Here is a 15374-nt window from a genome sequence, read left to right as displayed (position 1 = left end):
TCCGTCCCGGCCGGGGCACGTCCCCCGGCCGGGACCCGGCCGGGATCGCCGGGGAACGGTACGGCGGACCTAGATGCCCTGCCAGTCCGGCTTGGCGGCGAAGGTGTGCCGGAAGTAGTCCGCCAGCTTCAGCTTGGAGGCGGCGGCCTCGTCGGCCACGACGGTCGCGTGCGGGTGGAGCTGGAGGGCCGAGGCGGGGCACACCGCCGCGACCGGCCCCTCCACGGTTGCCGCGACGGCGTCCGCCTTGCCCTCGCCGGTCGCGAGGAGGACCAGGTGCCGGGCCTCCAGGATCGTCCCGATGCCCTGCGTGATCACGTGGTGCGGGACCTGCGCGATGTCACCGTCGAAGAAACGCGCGTTGTCCACCCGGGTCTGCTCGGTCAGCGTCTTGATCCGGGTCCGCGAGGCGAGCGAGGAGCAGGGCTCGTTGAACCCGATGTGCCCGTCGGTCCCGATCCCCAGCAGCTGGAGGTCCACCCCGCCGGCCTCGGCGAGCGCCCTGTCGTACGCCTCGCAGGCGCCCTGGACGTCCTCGGCCGTACCGTCGGGCCCCATGAACGCGGCCATCCCGATCCCGAGCGGCTCCAGCACCTCGCGCCGGAGCACCGAACGGTAGGACTCCGGGTGCTCGGCGGGCAGCCCCACATACTCGTCGAGCTGCGCGATCCGCGCCCGGGAGGCGTCCACGGCGCCGGAACGGACCTTCGCGGCCAGTGCCTCGTAGACGGGCAGCGGCGTCGAGCCGGTGGCCACGCCGAGCAGGGCGTCGGGCTTGCGCCCGAGCAGCTGCGCCATGGCCTCGGCGATGAGCTCGCCGCCCGCCTTGGCATCCGGAACGATGACAACTTCCACGCTGGGCCTGCCGATCTGAGGAGACGGTCTGGACAGAGAGGACTCGACGGGGACCCGAAAGGGCCTATGTGGTTTAGACCAATCTAACAGAGTCGACCCCTCCGGCCCAGGTGACGGGCAGGCCCGCACGGCACCCCGTCGCCTCAGGTCAGCGAGCCGCCCGTCGCGTCCACCCAGCTCCCGGTGACCCACCGGCCGCCGTCCGAGGCCAGGAACGCGACCACGTCCGCGACGTCCGCCGTCTCGCCCACCCGGCCGAGCGCCGAGACCGCCGCGGCCTGCGCCCAGCCCTCCTCGGTGCCGTGCAGCAGCTCGGCCGTGTTGTCGGTGTCGATGATGCCCGGCGCCACCGAGTTCACCGTGATGCCCCGAGGGCCCAGCACCTTCGACAGGTCCCGGGAGAAGACGTCCAGCGCGCCCTTCGTCATCGCGTACGCCATGAGGTGCGGGAAGACCGCGGTGCGCGCGAGCCCCGACGATATGTTGATGATCCGGCCGCCGTCGCGCAGGCGGTCCAGGCCGTGCTTGACGATGAAGAACGGCGCCTTCGCGTTGACCGCGAAGACCCGGTCGTACTCCTCCTCGCGGATTTCCTCCAGGCTCGACGTCACTCCGATCCCGGCGTTGTTCACGATGATGTCCACACCGTCCGCGTGCCGGTCGAACTCCTTCCACAGGGCCTCGGCGTCGCCCGGCAGCCCCAGTTCGGCCCCGATCGCGAAGGCTGAGCCGCCGGCCGCCTCGATGGCGGCGACCGTGTCCTTCGCCGCCGTCTCGTTCCTGCCGTAGTGCACCGCGACCCGGGCGCCGTCGCGTCCCAGCCGCTCGGCGATCCCGCGCCCGATGCCCCTGCTCGCTCCCGTGACCAGAGCTGTCCTGCCCGCAAGCACGCCCATGTCGGCGCTCCCTCCACATTGTCTAGTGGTCGCTACAGAAAGACCGTACAACATCGCGCCGACATTTCTCTAGCACCCGCTATACAATTCACTCCATGGTGAGCAGTGAGGACACGAAGGCGCAGGTCGGGCCCGCATCCAAACCCCGTGGCCGCCCCCGCTCCTTCGATCGTGAGACCGCGCTGGAGAAGGCGCTCCTCGCCTTCTGGGAGCACGGCTACGAGGCCACGTCCGTCTCCGACCTCACCCGCGTGATGGACATCGGGGCCCCGAGCCTCTACGCGGCCTTCGGCGACAAGCGCTCGCTGTTCGAGGAGGTCGTCCGGGAGTACGGCACGAAGTACGGCTCCTTCGGCGACCGTGCCCTGGCCGAGGAGCCCACCGCGCGCGCCGCCGTCGAGCGCACCCTGCGCGAGGCCGCCGCCGAGTACACCGACCCGGCCCATCCGTACGGCTGCCTGGTCGTCCACGCGGCCACCAACTGCACGACACCCGAGGTGGAGGAGTCCCTGCGGGAGCGGCGCAACGCCAACATCGCCGCCTTCGAACGCCGTATCCGGGCCGACGTCGCCGCGGGCGTGCTGCCGGCCGGTACCGACGCCGCCGCGCTGGCCCGGCACACCGGCGCGATGATCCAGGGCATGTCCCAGCAGGCGCGCGACGGCGCGAGCCGGGCGGAGTTGGAGGCGCTGGTGGAAATTGCTCTCGCGGTCTGGCCCCGCACATGAACCCGCACGGGTTAGGCTGCGTGGTGGTTGCCAGGACGTCCGAACAGTGGGCGCGGCAGGCGAAAGTCCCCACAACGCACAGCCTCCGACGCATGGACACACCTAGTGGTCTAGTCCAGAATGCGTAGAGACAACTGAAAACGAACAGGCTTCCGCCCTCCCCGCACAGGAGGGCGGATCGAGGAACCGGTGCTCTCTGCCCTGACTGCCCCGGCTCCTCATCCTTCGGCCGACCGGGACCGCACACCCCACGGCCGATGTTGCTCCGGGCTGCGGTGCCGGGAGGGTTGAGGGTCCCTCCCAGGCGCCGCGGCCCGCGGGTGTTCCCGGGGCCCGGCCCGTGACGGCGGTTTCGGGACATGTCCGTACCGCCAGGTACGCTCGCACACGTGCCCTCCATGAACGAACTCGTACGCCAGCACACGGCCCTCGACGACTCCGACCTCGAGTGGCTGCACCTGCTGGTCTCGGAGTGGCAGCTGCTCTCCGACCTCTCCTTCGCCGATCTGGTCCTGTGGGTCCCCACCCGCGACGGCACCCGGTACGTCTCGGTCGCCCAGATGCGGCCCAACACCGGCCCCACCTCGTACCAGGACGACATGGTCGGCCACCTCGTCCCGCGCGGCCGCCGCCCGATGCTGGACGTCGCCCACGACGAGGGCCGGATCGTGCGTGAGGGCGATCCGGAGTGGCGCGAGGAGGTCCCGGTCCGGATCGAGTCCATCCCCGTACGGCGGGAGGGGCGTGTCCTCGGCGTCATCGCCCGCAACACCAACCTCCTCACCGTGCGCACCCCGAGCCGCCTGGAACTGACGTACCTGCAAAGCGCCTCGGATCTCGCGCAGATGATCGCGGCCGGTTCCTTCCCCTTCCCGAACCAGCAGGTCGACATGGACGCCTCGCCCCGCGTGGGCGACGGCCTGATCCGCCTCGACGCGGACGGCATCGTCCAGTACGCCTCCCCGAACGCGCTGTCCGCCTACCACCGCCTGGGCCTGGCCGCCGACCTCGTGGGCCACCACCTCGGCCAGACCACCGCCGAACTCGCCCCGACCCACGGGCCGGTGGACGAGGCGCTCGCCAAGGTGGCCAGCGGCTGGGCCCCGCGGGAGTTCGAGATCGAGTCCGGTGACGGCGTCATCCAGTTCCGCGCCATCCCGCTCAAACCCAAGGGCATCCGCATCGGTTCGCTCGTGCTGCTCCGTGACGTGACCGAACTGCGCCGCCGCGAGCGCGAGTTGATCACCAAGGACGCCACCATCCGGGAGATCCACCACCGGGTGAAGAACAACCTCCAGACGGTGGCCGCCCTGCTGCGGCTGCAGGCCCGGCGCATCGAGTCCGACCGCGGCCGCGAAGCCCTCGAAGAGGCGGTGCGCCGAGTCGGTTCGATCGCGATCGTGCACGAGACGCTCTCCCAGAACCTGGACGAGCGCGTGGAGTTCGACGAGATCGCCGACCGGGTCCTCGCGATGGTCGCCGAGATCTCCCCGGGCAAGGTCACCGGCCGGCGCAGCGGCCGTTTCGGCATCCTGGACGCGGAGGTCGCCACCCCGCTGTCGATGGTGCTGACCGAGATCCTCCAGAACGCCCTGGAGCACGGCTTCCGCGAGGGGGAGACCGGCACGGTCGAGGTCTCGGCCGTCCGCGGCGGCACCACGAAGGACGCCCGCCTCCTGGTCACCGTCCAGGACGACGGCGTCGGCCTGCCCGAGGGCTTCGACCCGCACACCGCCGGCAACCTCGGCCTCCAGATCGTCCGGACGCTGGTGGAGGGCGAGTTGGGCGGCACCTTCGACATGGTGCCGGCGCCGGGGCGGGGGACCCGGGTCATCCTGGACATGCCGGTGCGGGCGAACAAGTAGCCCCGGCCCGCGGACGCACAGCTCTGCGGACGCCCGGCCCCGCGGACGCCCAGCCCCGCGGAGGCACAGCAAAGAGCCCCGGACCGTTCAGGGGTCCGGGGCTCAACATGCTCGTTGCCAGCATTCGCTGCGCATCGGGGGTACTGCGCGCTGCGGCTCGGGGGCGGGAGATGCGTACTCGCTGTACGCGCCGCCAAGCTCAGGCTGTTAGCGGGGCGGGTGTTGTCAGGCGGAGGCCTGACGGGCCCGGTTGCGGGCGGCGCGGCGCTTCATGGCGCGGCGCTCGTCCTCGCTGAGACCACCCCAGACGCCGGAGTCCTGGCCGGACTCGAGCGCCCACTGCAGGCACTGCTCCATTACCGGGCAGCGACGGCAGACGGCCTTGGCTTCCTCGATCTGCAGCAGCGCAGGACCGGTGTTGCCGATGGGGAAGAAGAGCTCGGGGTCTTCTTCGCGGCAAACGGCGTTGTGACGCCAGTCCATGGCTGCTACCTCTCCTTGGTATTACATGCAGGTTTGCTTGTGAATGTGAACGCTTTCACGAATCCCTCAACAAGTGAAGGGCCGACCGCCAGGTTCGCCGACGTCGTCCTGTGTTTTGGAGAGGGGTTCCGGTGATCTGTGGAGGCTGGTCTTGCGGGCCGTCCCGATCGCCACGTAGAGACTCGCAAACCTCAGCGGCGGATACAACCCCTTCTGGAAAGTTTTTTTTGATTCCTCGGTGTCGACTAGGTCACAGCCGTACTTCCATGGGGTGGACCCTGGTCTAAACGTTCGAGTGAAAGGACTTTAGCCTCTTCTGCTCACACAATCACACGCAGTGCACGGCGTACGCCTGTGAACGCCACGCTCGTACGCAGTCCGAGGTGGTCGCCGTCCATCTGGAGGGGGAGTGGCACCTTCGAATGCAAGGTGAAGTGGTCCAGGTCATGCAGGGAGACCGCGTGCTTGCCGTGGGGTCCGCGCTCGGGGGACGAAGTGAGCAACTGGGTGCCATACCGGGCAACCGAGGCTGTCGTCATACGGCTGAGACCGAGTACGTCGAGGCCTTTATCGAACGAAGCCTTAGGTGACGCGTACATCGGGTGATTGCCCAGGAACGTCCACGGAGAGGTGTTCGAGACTATGGACAGCACCAGATCGGTCACCGGATCCGCGTCCGGCCGCTCCAGCGTGATCGTTCCCTGGCGGCGGTGTGTCTCGCCGAAGAACTGGCGCAGCGCCTGACGCACATAGAGGGCGTGGGTGGACCTCCGGCCGCGCTCGCGCTGCTGTTCGACCCGCCCGACCACACCGGCGTCGAAGCCGAGGCCGGCGTTGAAGGTGAACCACCGTGCCGGTACGGCCTCGTCCTCCGTGCCGGGGGTACCCGAGGCCAGGCCCAGGCCGACCGTGCGTTCGCTGCCCTCGCGCAGGGCGTCCAGCAGGGCGCCGGTGGCCTCCACGGCGTCGTTGGGCAGACCCAGGGCGCGGGCGAAGACGTTGGTGGAGCCGCCGGGGACCACGGCGAGGCCGGGCAGGCGCTCCGGGTCCGGGCCGGCGTGCAGGAGGCCGTTGACGACCTCGTTGACCGTGCCGTCCCCGCCGAGAGCCACCACCAGGTCGACATCGGTGCTCTCCGCCGCCTGCCGGCCCAGGTCGCGGGCGTGGCCGCGGTACTCGGTGGTGACCGCCTCCAGCTTCATCTCGCTCGCCAGCGCGTGGATCAGAACGTCGCGCGTACGTGCGCTTGTGGTGGTTGCCGCCGGATTGACCACGAGAAGTGCACGCATGGATTGCAGCGTACCTACTGGGTGGTACCGGGCACAGGGCGAGGTCGGGATCAAGCGGGAGTTCCGGGCGTGAACCTCGACACGGGGGCGTGCGCGCCGAGGGCTACCCTTCTGGAGTGAGCGCTGAGCAGAACCCCACTCCCGAAGCCGCGGCAGCCGCCGAAGAGGCGGCGCCCCGTCCCGGCCGGCTGACCGCCGCGGCGGCGCTGACCGCGCTGGAGGGTCTCACCCTCACCGTCGGCGGTGTCTGGATGCTCGTGGAGGGTTTCGCGGGTGACCCGGACGACCGGAGGTCGGCCGTCACCGGGGGCATCACCCTGATCGTGCTCGCGCTGCTGCCGCTCCTCGCCGCGCGCGGGCTGCTCGGCCGGCGAGGCTGGAGCCGGGGGCCGGCCGTGATCACGCAGATCATGGCGCTGCCGGTGGCCTACAACCTGCTCCAGGCCGACAGCATCGCGATTCCGGCGGGCATCGCGCTCGCGGCGGTCGCCGTCGCCGCCCTGGTGCTGCTGGTGAACCCGGCGACGACCCAGGCCCTCGGGATCAAGGGGCCGGGTCGCGCGCAGGACGGCGAGCGACAGCGGTAGGGAGTGCTGCGAAGGCCGGGCGGGACGTGCTCCGTCGCACCGGCGGCAGGCGTGCTCCGTAGCGGCCGTGCTTCGGCGGGCTACTCCTCCACCAGCAGTTTCTCGCGCAGCTGGGCCAGGGTGCGGGCCAGCAGCCGGGAGACGTGCATCTGCGAGATGCCGACCTCCTGCGCGATCTGCGACTGGGTCATGTTGCCGAAGAAGCGCAGCAGCAGGATCCGCTTCTCGCGCGGAGGCAGGTCCTCCAGGAGCGGCTTGAGGGATTCGCGGTACTCGACGCCCTCCAGCGCCTCGTCCTCGGCGCCCAGGGTGTCCGCGACCGCGGGCGACTCGTCGTCGGTGTCGGGGACGTCCAGGGACAGCGTGGAGTACGCGTTGGCGGACTCCAGTCCCTCCAGGACCTCCTCCTCCGAGATGGCCAGCCGCTCGGCCAGCTCATGCACCGTCGGGGAGCGGCCGTGCAGCTGGGACAGCTCCGCCGTGGCCGTGGTCAGGGACAGGCGCAGCTCCTGGAGCCTGCGCGGGACGCGGACCGCCCAGCCCTTGTCGCGGAAGTGCCGCTTGATCTCGCCGACGACCGTCGGGGTCGCGTAGGTCGAGAACTCGACGCCGCGGTCCGGGTCGAAGCGGTCGACCGACTTGATCAGTCCGATGGTGGCGACCTGGGTGAGGTCGTCCAGCGGCTCCCCGCGGTTGCGGAAGCGGCGCGCGAGGTGTTCGACGAGCGGCAGGTGCATGCGGACCAGCTGGTTGCGCAGTTCCGCGTACTCCGGGCTGCCGTCCTTCAGGGCGCGCAGCTCGACGAACTTGGCGCGCGCCCCACTGCGGTCCTGGGGGGTGTGCTGTGTGGGGGTGTGCTGTGCCGGGGTGTGCTGCGTGGGGGTGTGCGGTGTGGCCTGCACGCTCTGCGCGCCCGTCGCGTCGTCCTCGGAGTTTCGCTGGTGCTCGCTCATCGTCCCGCCCGTCGCCCTTCCCCGAGCCGTCGCCTCGGCCCGGACAGGGATGACCCCGATCCGTCCGTCCAGAGGCGTGCTCTGCACGGCACCTTCCCGATCACGCTGGCCGTCGTCCGGGAGGGCCGCCTCCGAGGAGTCGTCCTCCGGGTGCGGCCGGGCCTGCTCGGGGATGCCGTCGATGCCGTCCGCCATGCGTCGGGATGTGCTCGGACCGCCCGTGCCCGTGGCGGTCGGCAGCTCCCGTGTGCCGCGCTCTTCGTCCCGCACCGGCCCGTCCCCGTCCCTCACGCCGGCCCGGGTCCCGCGCCGCGCTGTTTGTAGAGGCTGATCGAAACGGTCTTGTCCTCATCGACAGCCGACGAGACCTTGCCCGCGAGGGCCGACAGCACCGTCCAGGCGAAGGTGTCGCGTGACGGAGCGTGACCGTCCGTCGTCGGCGCCGAGACGGTGACCTCCAGCGAGTCGTCGACGAGGCGGAACACACAGCTGAGCACGGAGCCGGGCACGGCCTGCTGGAGCAGGATCGCGCAGGCCTCGTCCACCGCGATGCGCAGGTCCTCGATCTCGTCGAGGGTGAAGTCCAAACGGGCCGCGAGACCGGCCGTGGCCGTACGCAGCACCGACAGGTAGGCACCCGCGGCCGGCAGCCGGACTTCCACGAAGTCCTGGGTCGCGGGCTCGCCTGCGATCTGGGACACCCTCACCTCCAAGGTGGTACAAGCTTTTCGGGGCCGAGGGTCGCCCCCCGGGGTAACGCGACACGTGGTTCAGCGGTGACGCTATCGCGCTCTGGACTTTCCTGTCCCCGGGACCCCAACCCCATGCTGTCACTCATAGTAAACACACGGATACGCTCCGTGGCTAGAGGGTTCGCGGGCCCAATTGGGAAGAGAGCGCGCCGGGTTGACGTACCCAGACGTCAGACGGTCGAACCGTCCGGATCCCGAGTCGCCCCGCAGCCTCCAGGATCACACAAGGACAGCGCGCGCAACGACAGATCACACGAGGACGTGGTCGACGAAGCACCAGCGCCAGTTCTCGCCGGGCTCGAACGTCCGCATGACCGGGTGGCCGGAGTCCTTGTGGTGCTCCGTCGCGTGCCGTTCCGGTGAGGAGTCGCAGCAGCCGACATGCCCGCAGGTCAGGCACAGCCGCAGCTGTACCGGGTGGGTGCCGGCCGCCTGGCACTCCAGGCAGGTGTCGCTCAGCGGCCCGGGGGGCGGGTGCGGCAGCTCGTCGGCGTGCGTGCACTGTTTCATGATTGCCAGATTACGACGGGTGCGCGAACGGCCGCGCGGAAGATCGGGAGCGGCACAGCACGATGAACGAGGGCGGGCGAGAACCATGGACGTGATGCCACTGCTGTTGCTGGTGGCGGGCAGTGCGGCGGTCGCGGCGGCGGCCCGGCGCACCCCGGTGCCGGCTCCGCTGCTGCTGGTCGCGGCCGGACTGGCGGTCAGCTATGTCCCCGGAGTGCCCGAGTACACCCTCGACCCGCACATCGTCCTGCCGCTCGTGCTGCCCCCGCTGCTGTACACGGCGGCCACCGACAGCTCGTACCTGGACCTGCGCGCGCAGCTGCGGCCGGTGGCACTGCTGTCCGTCGGGTACGTCCTCTTCGCGACCTTCGCCGTCGGCTGGGCCGCCTACATGATCGTGCCGGGCCTGCCGCTCACCGCGGCGCTGGTGCTGGGCGCGGTGGTGGCGCCGCCGGACGCGGTCGCGGCCACCGCGGTCGCACGCCGGGTCGGGCTGCCCTCCCGGATCACCACCATCCTCCAGGGCGAGTCCCTGGTGAACGACGCCACCGCGATCACCGCGTACCGGGTGGCCCTCGCGGCGGCGGTCGGCGAGGGTGCCACCTGGGCCGGCGGGATCGGCGAGTTCCTGCTCGCGGCGGTCGGCGGCGTCGGCTTCGGACTGGCGCTGATGGTGCCGCTCCACTGGCTGCGCACCCACCTGAGGGAGGCGCTGCTGCAGAACACGCTCTCCCTGCTGATCCCGTTCGTGGCGTACGCCGCGGCCGAGCAGGTGCACGCCTCCGGTGTCCTCGCGGTCGTGACCGTGGCGCTCTGTCTCGGGCACCGCGCGTGGGAGGTCGACTTCGCGACCCGTCTCCAGGAGGAGGCCGTCTGGAAGATGGTCGCGTTCGTCCTGGAGACCACGGTGTTCGCCCTGATCGGACTCCAGCTGCCGGTGATCCTCAAGGGCCTCGGGGAGTACGAGGGCGGCCGCGCCGCCTGGTACGCGATCTGTCTGTTCCTCGTGGTGGTCGCGACCCGGTTCCTGTGGGTGTACCCGGCGACCCACCTGCCGCGGCTGTCGTCCCGGATCCGGGAGCGTGAGCCCGATCCGACCTGGAAGGGACCCTTCGTGATCGCCTGGGCGGGCATGCGGGGCGTGGTCTCCCTGGCCATCGCCTTCTCCATCCCGCTGACCGTGCACGGCGGCGACCCCTTCCCGGAGCGCAACCTCATCCTGTTCCTGACCTTCACCACGGTCATCGGGACGCTGGTCCTCCAGGGCCTGACCCTGCCGCCGCTGATCCGCCTCCTGAAGCTCCCCGGCCGGGACGCGCAGGCCGAGACCCTCGCGGAGGCGAACGCCCAGGCGCAGGCGTCCCGGGCCGCCGAGCGGCGCCTGGACGAACTCCTCGCCGACGAGACCAACGCCCTCCCCGGGCCCCTGGCCGACCGCCTGCGCACCGTCCTGGAGCGTCGCCGCAACGCCGTCTGGGAACGCCTCGGCCAGGTCAACCCGATCACCGGCGAGACCGTCGACGACACCTACCGGCGTCTGTCCCGTCAGATGATCAGCGCCGAACGCGCGGTCTTCGTCAAGCTCCGCGACGGCCGCCACATCGACGACGAGATGCTGCGGACCCTGCTGCGCAGGCTGGACCTGGAGGAGGCGGCGGCTTATCGGGAGGCGGTGTGAGCAGGACGACGGCAGCGCCGGACGACATCAGTCGGGGAGGGGCGATCCGGTGATCACGGCGGCGAGCGTCGTGCCGCGCGGGAAGGCGCCCTCTGCCGCCAGAGCGAGCAGCGCGTACAGCAACTTGGCGACATAAAGACGCTCCACGGGCAGCCCGTGACGGTTTTCGAAGTCCTCGGCGAAGGCGTCGAGTTCTGGGGTGGTGCGGGCGTAGCCGCCGAAGTGGAAGCGTTCGTCGAGATGCCAGGCGCCGCGAGGACCGCCGAAGGCCCGCTGCTGCAGGGCGGCTATGTCCGAGGTCAGGAAGCCGCCCCTGAGGACGGGGACGCCCAGGGCCCGCTGTCCCGGGGCCAGCCCGGCGGCCAGGCCCGCGAGCGTGCCGCCGGTGCCGCAGGCGATCGCGACGACGTCGGCCCGGCCGGCCAGTTCCCGGCCGAGCGCACGGCATCCCCGTACGGCACGGACGTTGCTGCCGCCCTCCGGGACGACGTACGCGTCGCCGGCGCCCAGCGTGCGCAGCACGGCGTCCCGTGTCTGTGGCTCGGCCTTGCGACGATATGTCGACCTGTCGATGAAATGCAGGCGCATGCCGTCGGCCGCGCACCGGGCCAGGGAGGCGTTCAAAGGGCGGTCGGCCAGCTCCTGGCCGCGGACCACGCCGACGGTGGGCAGGCCGAGGAGGCGGCCCGCGGCGGCCGTGGCGCGCAGGTGGTTGGAGTACGCGCCGCCGAAGGTGACGACGGTACGGCCGGCCGCGGCGGCGAGGTTCGGCGCGAGCTTGCGCCACTTGTTGCCGATCAGCTCCGGGTGGATCAGGTCGTCGCGCTTGAGGAGGAGCCGGATGCCGTGGTGGGTGAAGCGGTCGTCCTCGATCTCCTGCAAGGGGGAGGGGAGCCGGGGACGCAGGGCGGCGAGGCTGGTCACACAACCATTGTCACCGCTGGTCACGGACCCGCTGTCGCCGCCGGTCAGCGGCGTCCGTCACTTCAGGCGTTCCCGGATGCGCCCCCGCATCGACGTCATCGTGAAGCCCCGCGGATCCACCTTCCCCGGCTGCCACTCCAGGTGGCCGATGACCGAGCGTTCCGTCCAGCCGTGGCGGCGGCAGACCGCGGCCGCCGCCTTCTCGATCGCCTCCAGCTGGGCGCTGGGCCAGGGGTCGTTCCCGTCGCCGAGGTTCTCGCACTCGAAGCCGTAGAAGTGGCGGTTGCCGTCGGTGTTGGTCTCGTTGTCGTGCGGCAGCGCCTTCTCGGCGATCACCGCCCGCAGCACGTCGTCGTCGCCGAGGCCCGCGTGGTTGGCGCGGCCGTAGCCGACGAGGTGGACCCTGCCGTCCTTGGTGATGACGCCGTGGCACAGCGGTCCGGGCAGGCCCTCGTAGCCGTTCCGGCAGAGCTGCACCGTCCGCGCGCTGCCCTTGGTCACCGTGTGGTGGATCATGACGCCGTGCACCGGACCCCAGGGCCCCTTGTGGTTGCGGTTGTGATGCTCCCAGTCGCCCACCTCGACGACGGTGAGCCCCTCCGCCTTCAGAGCTGCCAGAAAACTGCCCGCGGACATGGGTGAGGCCATGGCCGGCTCCTTCGTGGTGCGTGCCGGCCGCCGTGCGCGGCCGTCTCGTACCGCTGCTTGTACCGGAACAGCAGGGTCCGGACTACTCCTTCGCACGGCGTGCGAGCCGATCCGGACAATGTCGTTCCGCCGGTCCGCTCCACCGCCCGCACGACAGGAATCGCTCACCTGCCCAGGCCGAGAGTGATCCAATCCCGCTCTTTCGTGTAATAGCACCAACACGCTCTGTGATGAAAGGCTTGTCCCTGCAGATCGATGCGCGGGGCAGACGCCGCCGCGCAGAGACCGGGAGGGCAATTCCTTATGTCGGTAGGCGAAGAGGTCCGCACCGAGCAGGACAGGCCGCAGCAGAGCCTCGGCACGGCGGCCGCGCGGAACCTGGCCACCACCACCAAGTCCGCACCCCAGATGCAGGAGATCAGCTCCCGCTGGCTGCTGCGCATGCTTCCCTGGGTGAACGTGCAGGGCGGCACGTACCGGGTGAACCGTCGGCTGACCTACGCCGTCGGAGACGGACGGGTGACGTTCGTGAAGACCGGCGACCGCGTCGAGGTGATCCCCGGGGAACTGGGCGAACTGCCCGCGCTGCGGTCGTACGACGACGAGGACGTGCTCACCGAGCTCGCCCGGCGCTGCGAGCAGCGGGAGTTCAACCCAGGGGACGTGATCGCCGAGTTCGGCAGCCGGACCGACGAGATCTTCCTGCTGGCGCACGGCAGGGTGGAGAAGATCGGCACCGGCCCCTACGGCGACGACGCGGTCCTCGGAGTCCTCGCCGACGGCGCCTACTTCGGCGACCAGGCGCTGCTCGACCCGGACGCCATCTGGGAGTTCACGGCCCGCGCGGACACCGCCTGCACGGTGCTCGTCCTGCCCCGCGACGACGTCGAACAGGTCGCGGAGCGCGCCGGCTCTTTGCGCGAACACCTCCAGGAGCAGCGCTCGATCCCCTCGCAGCGCACCAACAAGTACGGCGAGAAGGAGATCGACCTCGCTTCCGGTCACGACGGTGAGCCGGACATCCCGCACACCTTCGTCGACTACGAGGCCCGGCCTCGCGAGTACGAACTGAGCATCGCCCAGACCGTGCTGCGCATCCACTCGCGCGTGGCCGACCTCTACAACCAGCCGATGAACCAGACCGAGCAGCAGATCCGGCTCACGGTCGAGGCGCTGAAGGAGCGCCAGGAGCACGAGCTGGTCAACAACCGCGAGTTCGGGCTGCTGCACAACTGCGAGTACGACCAGCGGCTCCAGCCGCACGACGGCGTGCCCAGCCCCGACGACCTGGACGAACTGATCAGCAGGCGGCGCGGCACCAGGCTGCTGCTCGCCCACCCGCGCGCGATCTCCGCGATCGGGCGGGAGCTCAACAGGCGCGGACTGGTCCCGGAGACCGTGGAGGTGGCCGGCAACCGGATTCCCACCTGGCGCGGGGTGCCGATCTACCCGTGCAACAAGATCCCGGTCACCGAGGCCCGGACGACGTCGATCATCGCCATGCGTACCGGGGAGGCCGAGCAGGGTGTCATCGGCCTTCAGCAGGCCGGCATCCCGGACGAGATCGAGCCGAGCCTGTCCGTACGCTTCATGGGCATCAATGAGCAGGCGATCATCAAGTACCTGGTGACCGCCTACTACTCGGCCGCGGTCCTCGTGCCGGACGCGCTGGGCGTGCTGGAGAACGTCGAGATCGGCCGCTGGACGTGACGTTCTCGCACCTGGAGCCCGTGTCCCCGCCCCGCGCGGCGGGTACATCCCGGTCGTATGTGCCCGGCCGCGGGGCGGGCGGCACCGCCCGCGGACTCTCCGAGGGGGACCCCATGACCGAGTTCATGGCGGGGACGAAGCAGCACTCCACCGGCACGCATCCGCTCGACGGGCCCGAGGCGGGGGTGATCCTGGAGCGGGCCCGGGCGTCGGCCGACCCCGAGCTGCGCTCCGCGATCGAGTCGCTGCCCGACTCCATGCGCCGTATCGCGCTCTACCACTTCGGCTGGCAGCACGCGGACGGCACACCGGCGGCGGGCAACGCGGGCAAGGCGATACGCCCCGCGCTCGTTCTCACCGCGGCCGAAGCGCTCGGCGGACCTGAGGCGCGGGCGGCGGCGGTGCGGGCCGCCGCGGCGGTGGAACTGGTCCACAACTTCACGTTGCTGCACGACGACGTGATGGACCGGGACACCACCCGGCGCCACCGGCCCACCGTGTGGACGGTGTTCGGCGACGCCGACGCGATCCTCGCCGGGGACACGCTCCAGGCGCTGGCCCTCAGGCTGCTCGCCGAGGATCCGCACCCGGCGTCCGCGCGGGCCGCCGCCCGGCTCGCCGACTGTGTCGTCGAACTCTGTGCCGGCCAGCACGCGGACACGGCCATGGAGGCACTCGGCCCCCGTGACGTCACCCTCGACGAGGTGCTCGCCATGGCCGAGGCCAAGACGGGCGCGCTGCTCGGGTGCGCCTGTGCCCTGGGGGCGCTGTACGCGGGGGCGGGGGAGGAGGACGTCGAGGCGCTGGACGCGTTCGGCCGTGAGGCCGGGCTCGCGTTCCAGCTCATCGACGACGTGATCGGCATATGGGGTGACCCGCGCAGCACCGGCAAGCCGGCCGGCGCGGACCTCGCCGCCCGCAAGAAGTCGCTGCCGGTGGTCGCCGCGCTCGTCTCCGGCACCCCGGAGGCCGCCGAACTGGCCGCACTGTACGAGGCCCCCTACGCGGAGGAGGACCTGGAGCGGACGGCGCTGGCCGTGGAGCGGGCGGGCGGCCGTGACTGGGCGCAGGTCCAGGCCGCCGACCGGATGGGAAGGGCGATGCAGGAACTGGCCCGTGCGGTGTCCGAACCGGAAGCGGCGGGCGGGCTGCTCGCGCTGGCCGAGTTCGTGACCCGGCGCAGCAACTGACGGCAACTGATGGGCACCGACCAGGGCGTGCATCAAGGGCGTGCATCAAGGGCGTCTGCCAAGAGGCGTCCACCGGGCCGTTCACCGGGGGCGTTCACCAGTTCACCAGGGGGAGGACGCCTCGGACCCCGAAGCCACCGCGGCGGTACGGTTCCTGGCCCCGGACAGCCGCGGGGTCCCGGTCCGGCGGGTCCCGCACATCCCCACGGTGTGCGGGGCGCGCCCTTCGGCGGGGCGGCCTCGCTTCCGGTGTGCTCCTTCGGCCCCCTCGCCGCACCCACCCCCTATAGGGTCAACGTCCGTATA

15 protein-coding genes are annotated in these 15374 nt (G+C 70.9%); 6 read left to right on the top strand and 9 right to left on the bottom strand.

All coding sequences use genetic code 11. The annotated features are described in order from the left end of the window. Window positions 1-69 precede the first annotated feature (69 nt). Window positions 70-855: a glucosamine-6-phosphate deaminase gene (gene nagB, locus ACWD0J_RS12350; protein ID WP_451495717.1), complete on the bottom strand. Its 786-nt coding sequence runs from the start codon at window positions 853-855 to the stop codon at window positions 70-72. A 143-nt stretch (window positions 856-998) separates the two neighbouring features. Beyond that, entirely contained in the window at window positions 999-1751 is a 753-nt protein-coding gene (locus ACWD0J_RS12345) for an SDR family oxidoreductase (RefSeq protein ID WP_451495716.1), read from the bottom strand. Between the two features lie 95 nt (window positions 1752-1846). Between ACWD0J_RS12345 and ACWD0J_RS12340 the strand changes: the two genes are divergently transcribed. Both ACWD0J_RS12340 and ACWD0J_RS12335 read left to right on the top strand, forming a co-directional pair. Continuing rightward, complete coding sequence (locus ACWD0J_RS12340; protein WP_451495715.1) at window positions 1847-2479, top strand: TetR/AcrR family transcriptional regulator; 633 nt, start codon at window positions 1847-1849, stop codon at window positions 2477-2479. 398 nt (window positions 2480-2877) lie between these two features. Next, the gene (locus ACWD0J_RS12335) at window positions 2878-4344 is read left to right on the top strand and encodes a sensor histidine kinase (protein WP_451495755.1); all 1467 of its coding nucleotides are present in this window, start codon (window positions 2878-2880) and stop codon (window positions 4342-4344) included. A gap of 225 nt (window positions 4345-4569) precedes the next feature. Here ACWD0J_RS12335 and ACWD0J_RS12330 read toward each other — a convergent pair whose 3' ends face one another. Beyond that, window positions 4570-4827: a WhiB family transcriptional regulator gene (locus ACWD0J_RS12330; RefSeq protein ID WP_016639615.1), complete on the bottom strand. Its 258-nt coding sequence runs from the start codon at window positions 4825-4827 to the stop codon at window positions 4570-4572. A gap of 320 nt (window positions 4828-5147) precedes the next feature. After that, a complete protein-coding gene (locus tag ACWD0J_RS12325; protein WP_451495714.1) occupies window positions 5148-6116 on the bottom strand; it encodes a diacylglycerol/lipid kinase family protein in 969 nt (322 codons plus the stop codon). Window positions 6117-6232: 116 nt separating this feature from the next. Between ACWD0J_RS12325 and ACWD0J_RS12320 the strand changes: the two genes are divergently transcribed. Continuing rightward, a complete protein-coding gene (locus ACWD0J_RS12320; protein ID WP_451495713.1) occupies window positions 6233-6703 on the top strand; it encodes a hypothetical protein in 471 nt (156 codons plus the stop codon). A gap of 80 nt (window positions 6704-6783) precedes the next feature. On the opposite strand, the gene ACWD0J_RS12315 is transcribed toward ACWD0J_RS12320, so the two are convergent. From ACWD0J_RS12315 to ACWD0J_RS12305, 3 genes are all read right to left on the bottom strand, one after another. Next, window positions 6784-7947 carry an RNA polymerase sigma factor SigF gene (locus tag ACWD0J_RS12315; protein ID WP_451495712.1) on the bottom strand — a complete coding sequence of 388 codons (1164 nt, stop codon included), beginning with the start codon at window positions 7945-7947 and terminating at the stop codon, window positions 6784-6786. Then, the gene (locus tag ACWD0J_RS12310; protein WP_004925829.1) at window positions 7944-8357 is read right to left on the bottom strand and encodes an ATP-binding protein; all 414 of its coding nucleotides are present in this window, start codon (window positions 8355-8357) and stop codon (window positions 7944-7946) included. Before ACWD0J_RS12310 ends, ACWD0J_RS12315 begins: the two co-directional genes overlap by 4 nt. 300 nt (window positions 8358-8657) lie before the next feature. Continuing rightward, window positions 8658-8918: a UBP-type zinc finger domain-containing protein gene (locus ACWD0J_RS12305; RefSeq protein ID WP_451495711.1), complete on the bottom strand. Its 261-nt coding sequence runs from the start codon at window positions 8916-8918 to the stop codon at window positions 8658-8660. An 85-nt stretch (window positions 8919-9003) separates the two neighbouring features. On the opposite strand from ACWD0J_RS12305, the gene ACWD0J_RS12300 reads away from it, so the two are divergent. After that, window positions 9004-10596, top strand: coding sequence for a Na+/H+ antiporter (locus ACWD0J_RS12300; RefSeq protein WP_451495710.1), 1593 nt, complete (start codon window positions 9004-9006; stop codon window positions 10594-10596). Window positions 10597-10623: 27 nt separating this feature from the next. On the opposite strand, the gene ACWD0J_RS12295 is transcribed toward ACWD0J_RS12300, so the two are convergent. Then, window positions 10624-11520: a 1-aminocyclopropane-1-carboxylate deaminase/D-cysteine desulfhydrase gene (locus tag ACWD0J_RS12295; protein ID WP_451495709.1), complete on the bottom strand. Its 897-nt coding sequence runs from the start codon at window positions 11518-11520 to the stop codon at window positions 10624-10626. Window positions 11521-11577: 57 nt separating this feature from the next. Beyond that, window positions 11578-12168 carry an N-acetylmuramoyl-L-alanine amidase gene (locus tag ACWD0J_RS12290; protein ID WP_451495708.1) on the bottom strand — a complete coding sequence of 197 codons (591 nt, stop codon included), beginning with the start codon at window positions 12166-12168 and terminating at the stop codon, window positions 11578-11580. Window positions 12169-12471: 303 nt separating this feature from the next. Here ACWD0J_RS12290 and ACWD0J_RS12285 point away from each other — a divergent pair, with 303 nt between their 5' ends. Together ACWD0J_RS12285 and ACWD0J_RS12280 are read left to right on the top strand one after the other, a co-directional pair. Next, a complete protein-coding gene (locus ACWD0J_RS12285; RefSeq protein ID WP_451495707.1) occupies window positions 12472-13878 on the top strand; it encodes a family 2B encapsulin nanocompartment shell protein in 1407 nt (468 codons plus the stop codon). 113 nt (window positions 13879-13991) lie between these two features. After that, entirely contained in the window at window positions 13992-15068 is a 1077-nt protein-coding gene (locus ACWD0J_RS12280; protein ID WP_451495706.1) for a family 2 encapsulin nanocompartment cargo protein polyprenyl transferase, read from the top strand. The last annotated feature ends 306 nt before the right edge of the window (window positions 15069-15374 follow it).

This window comes from Streptomyces sp. NPDC003011 (assembly GCF_053591515.1).
This window is presented reverse-complemented; position numbering and strand designations above follow the sequence as displayed.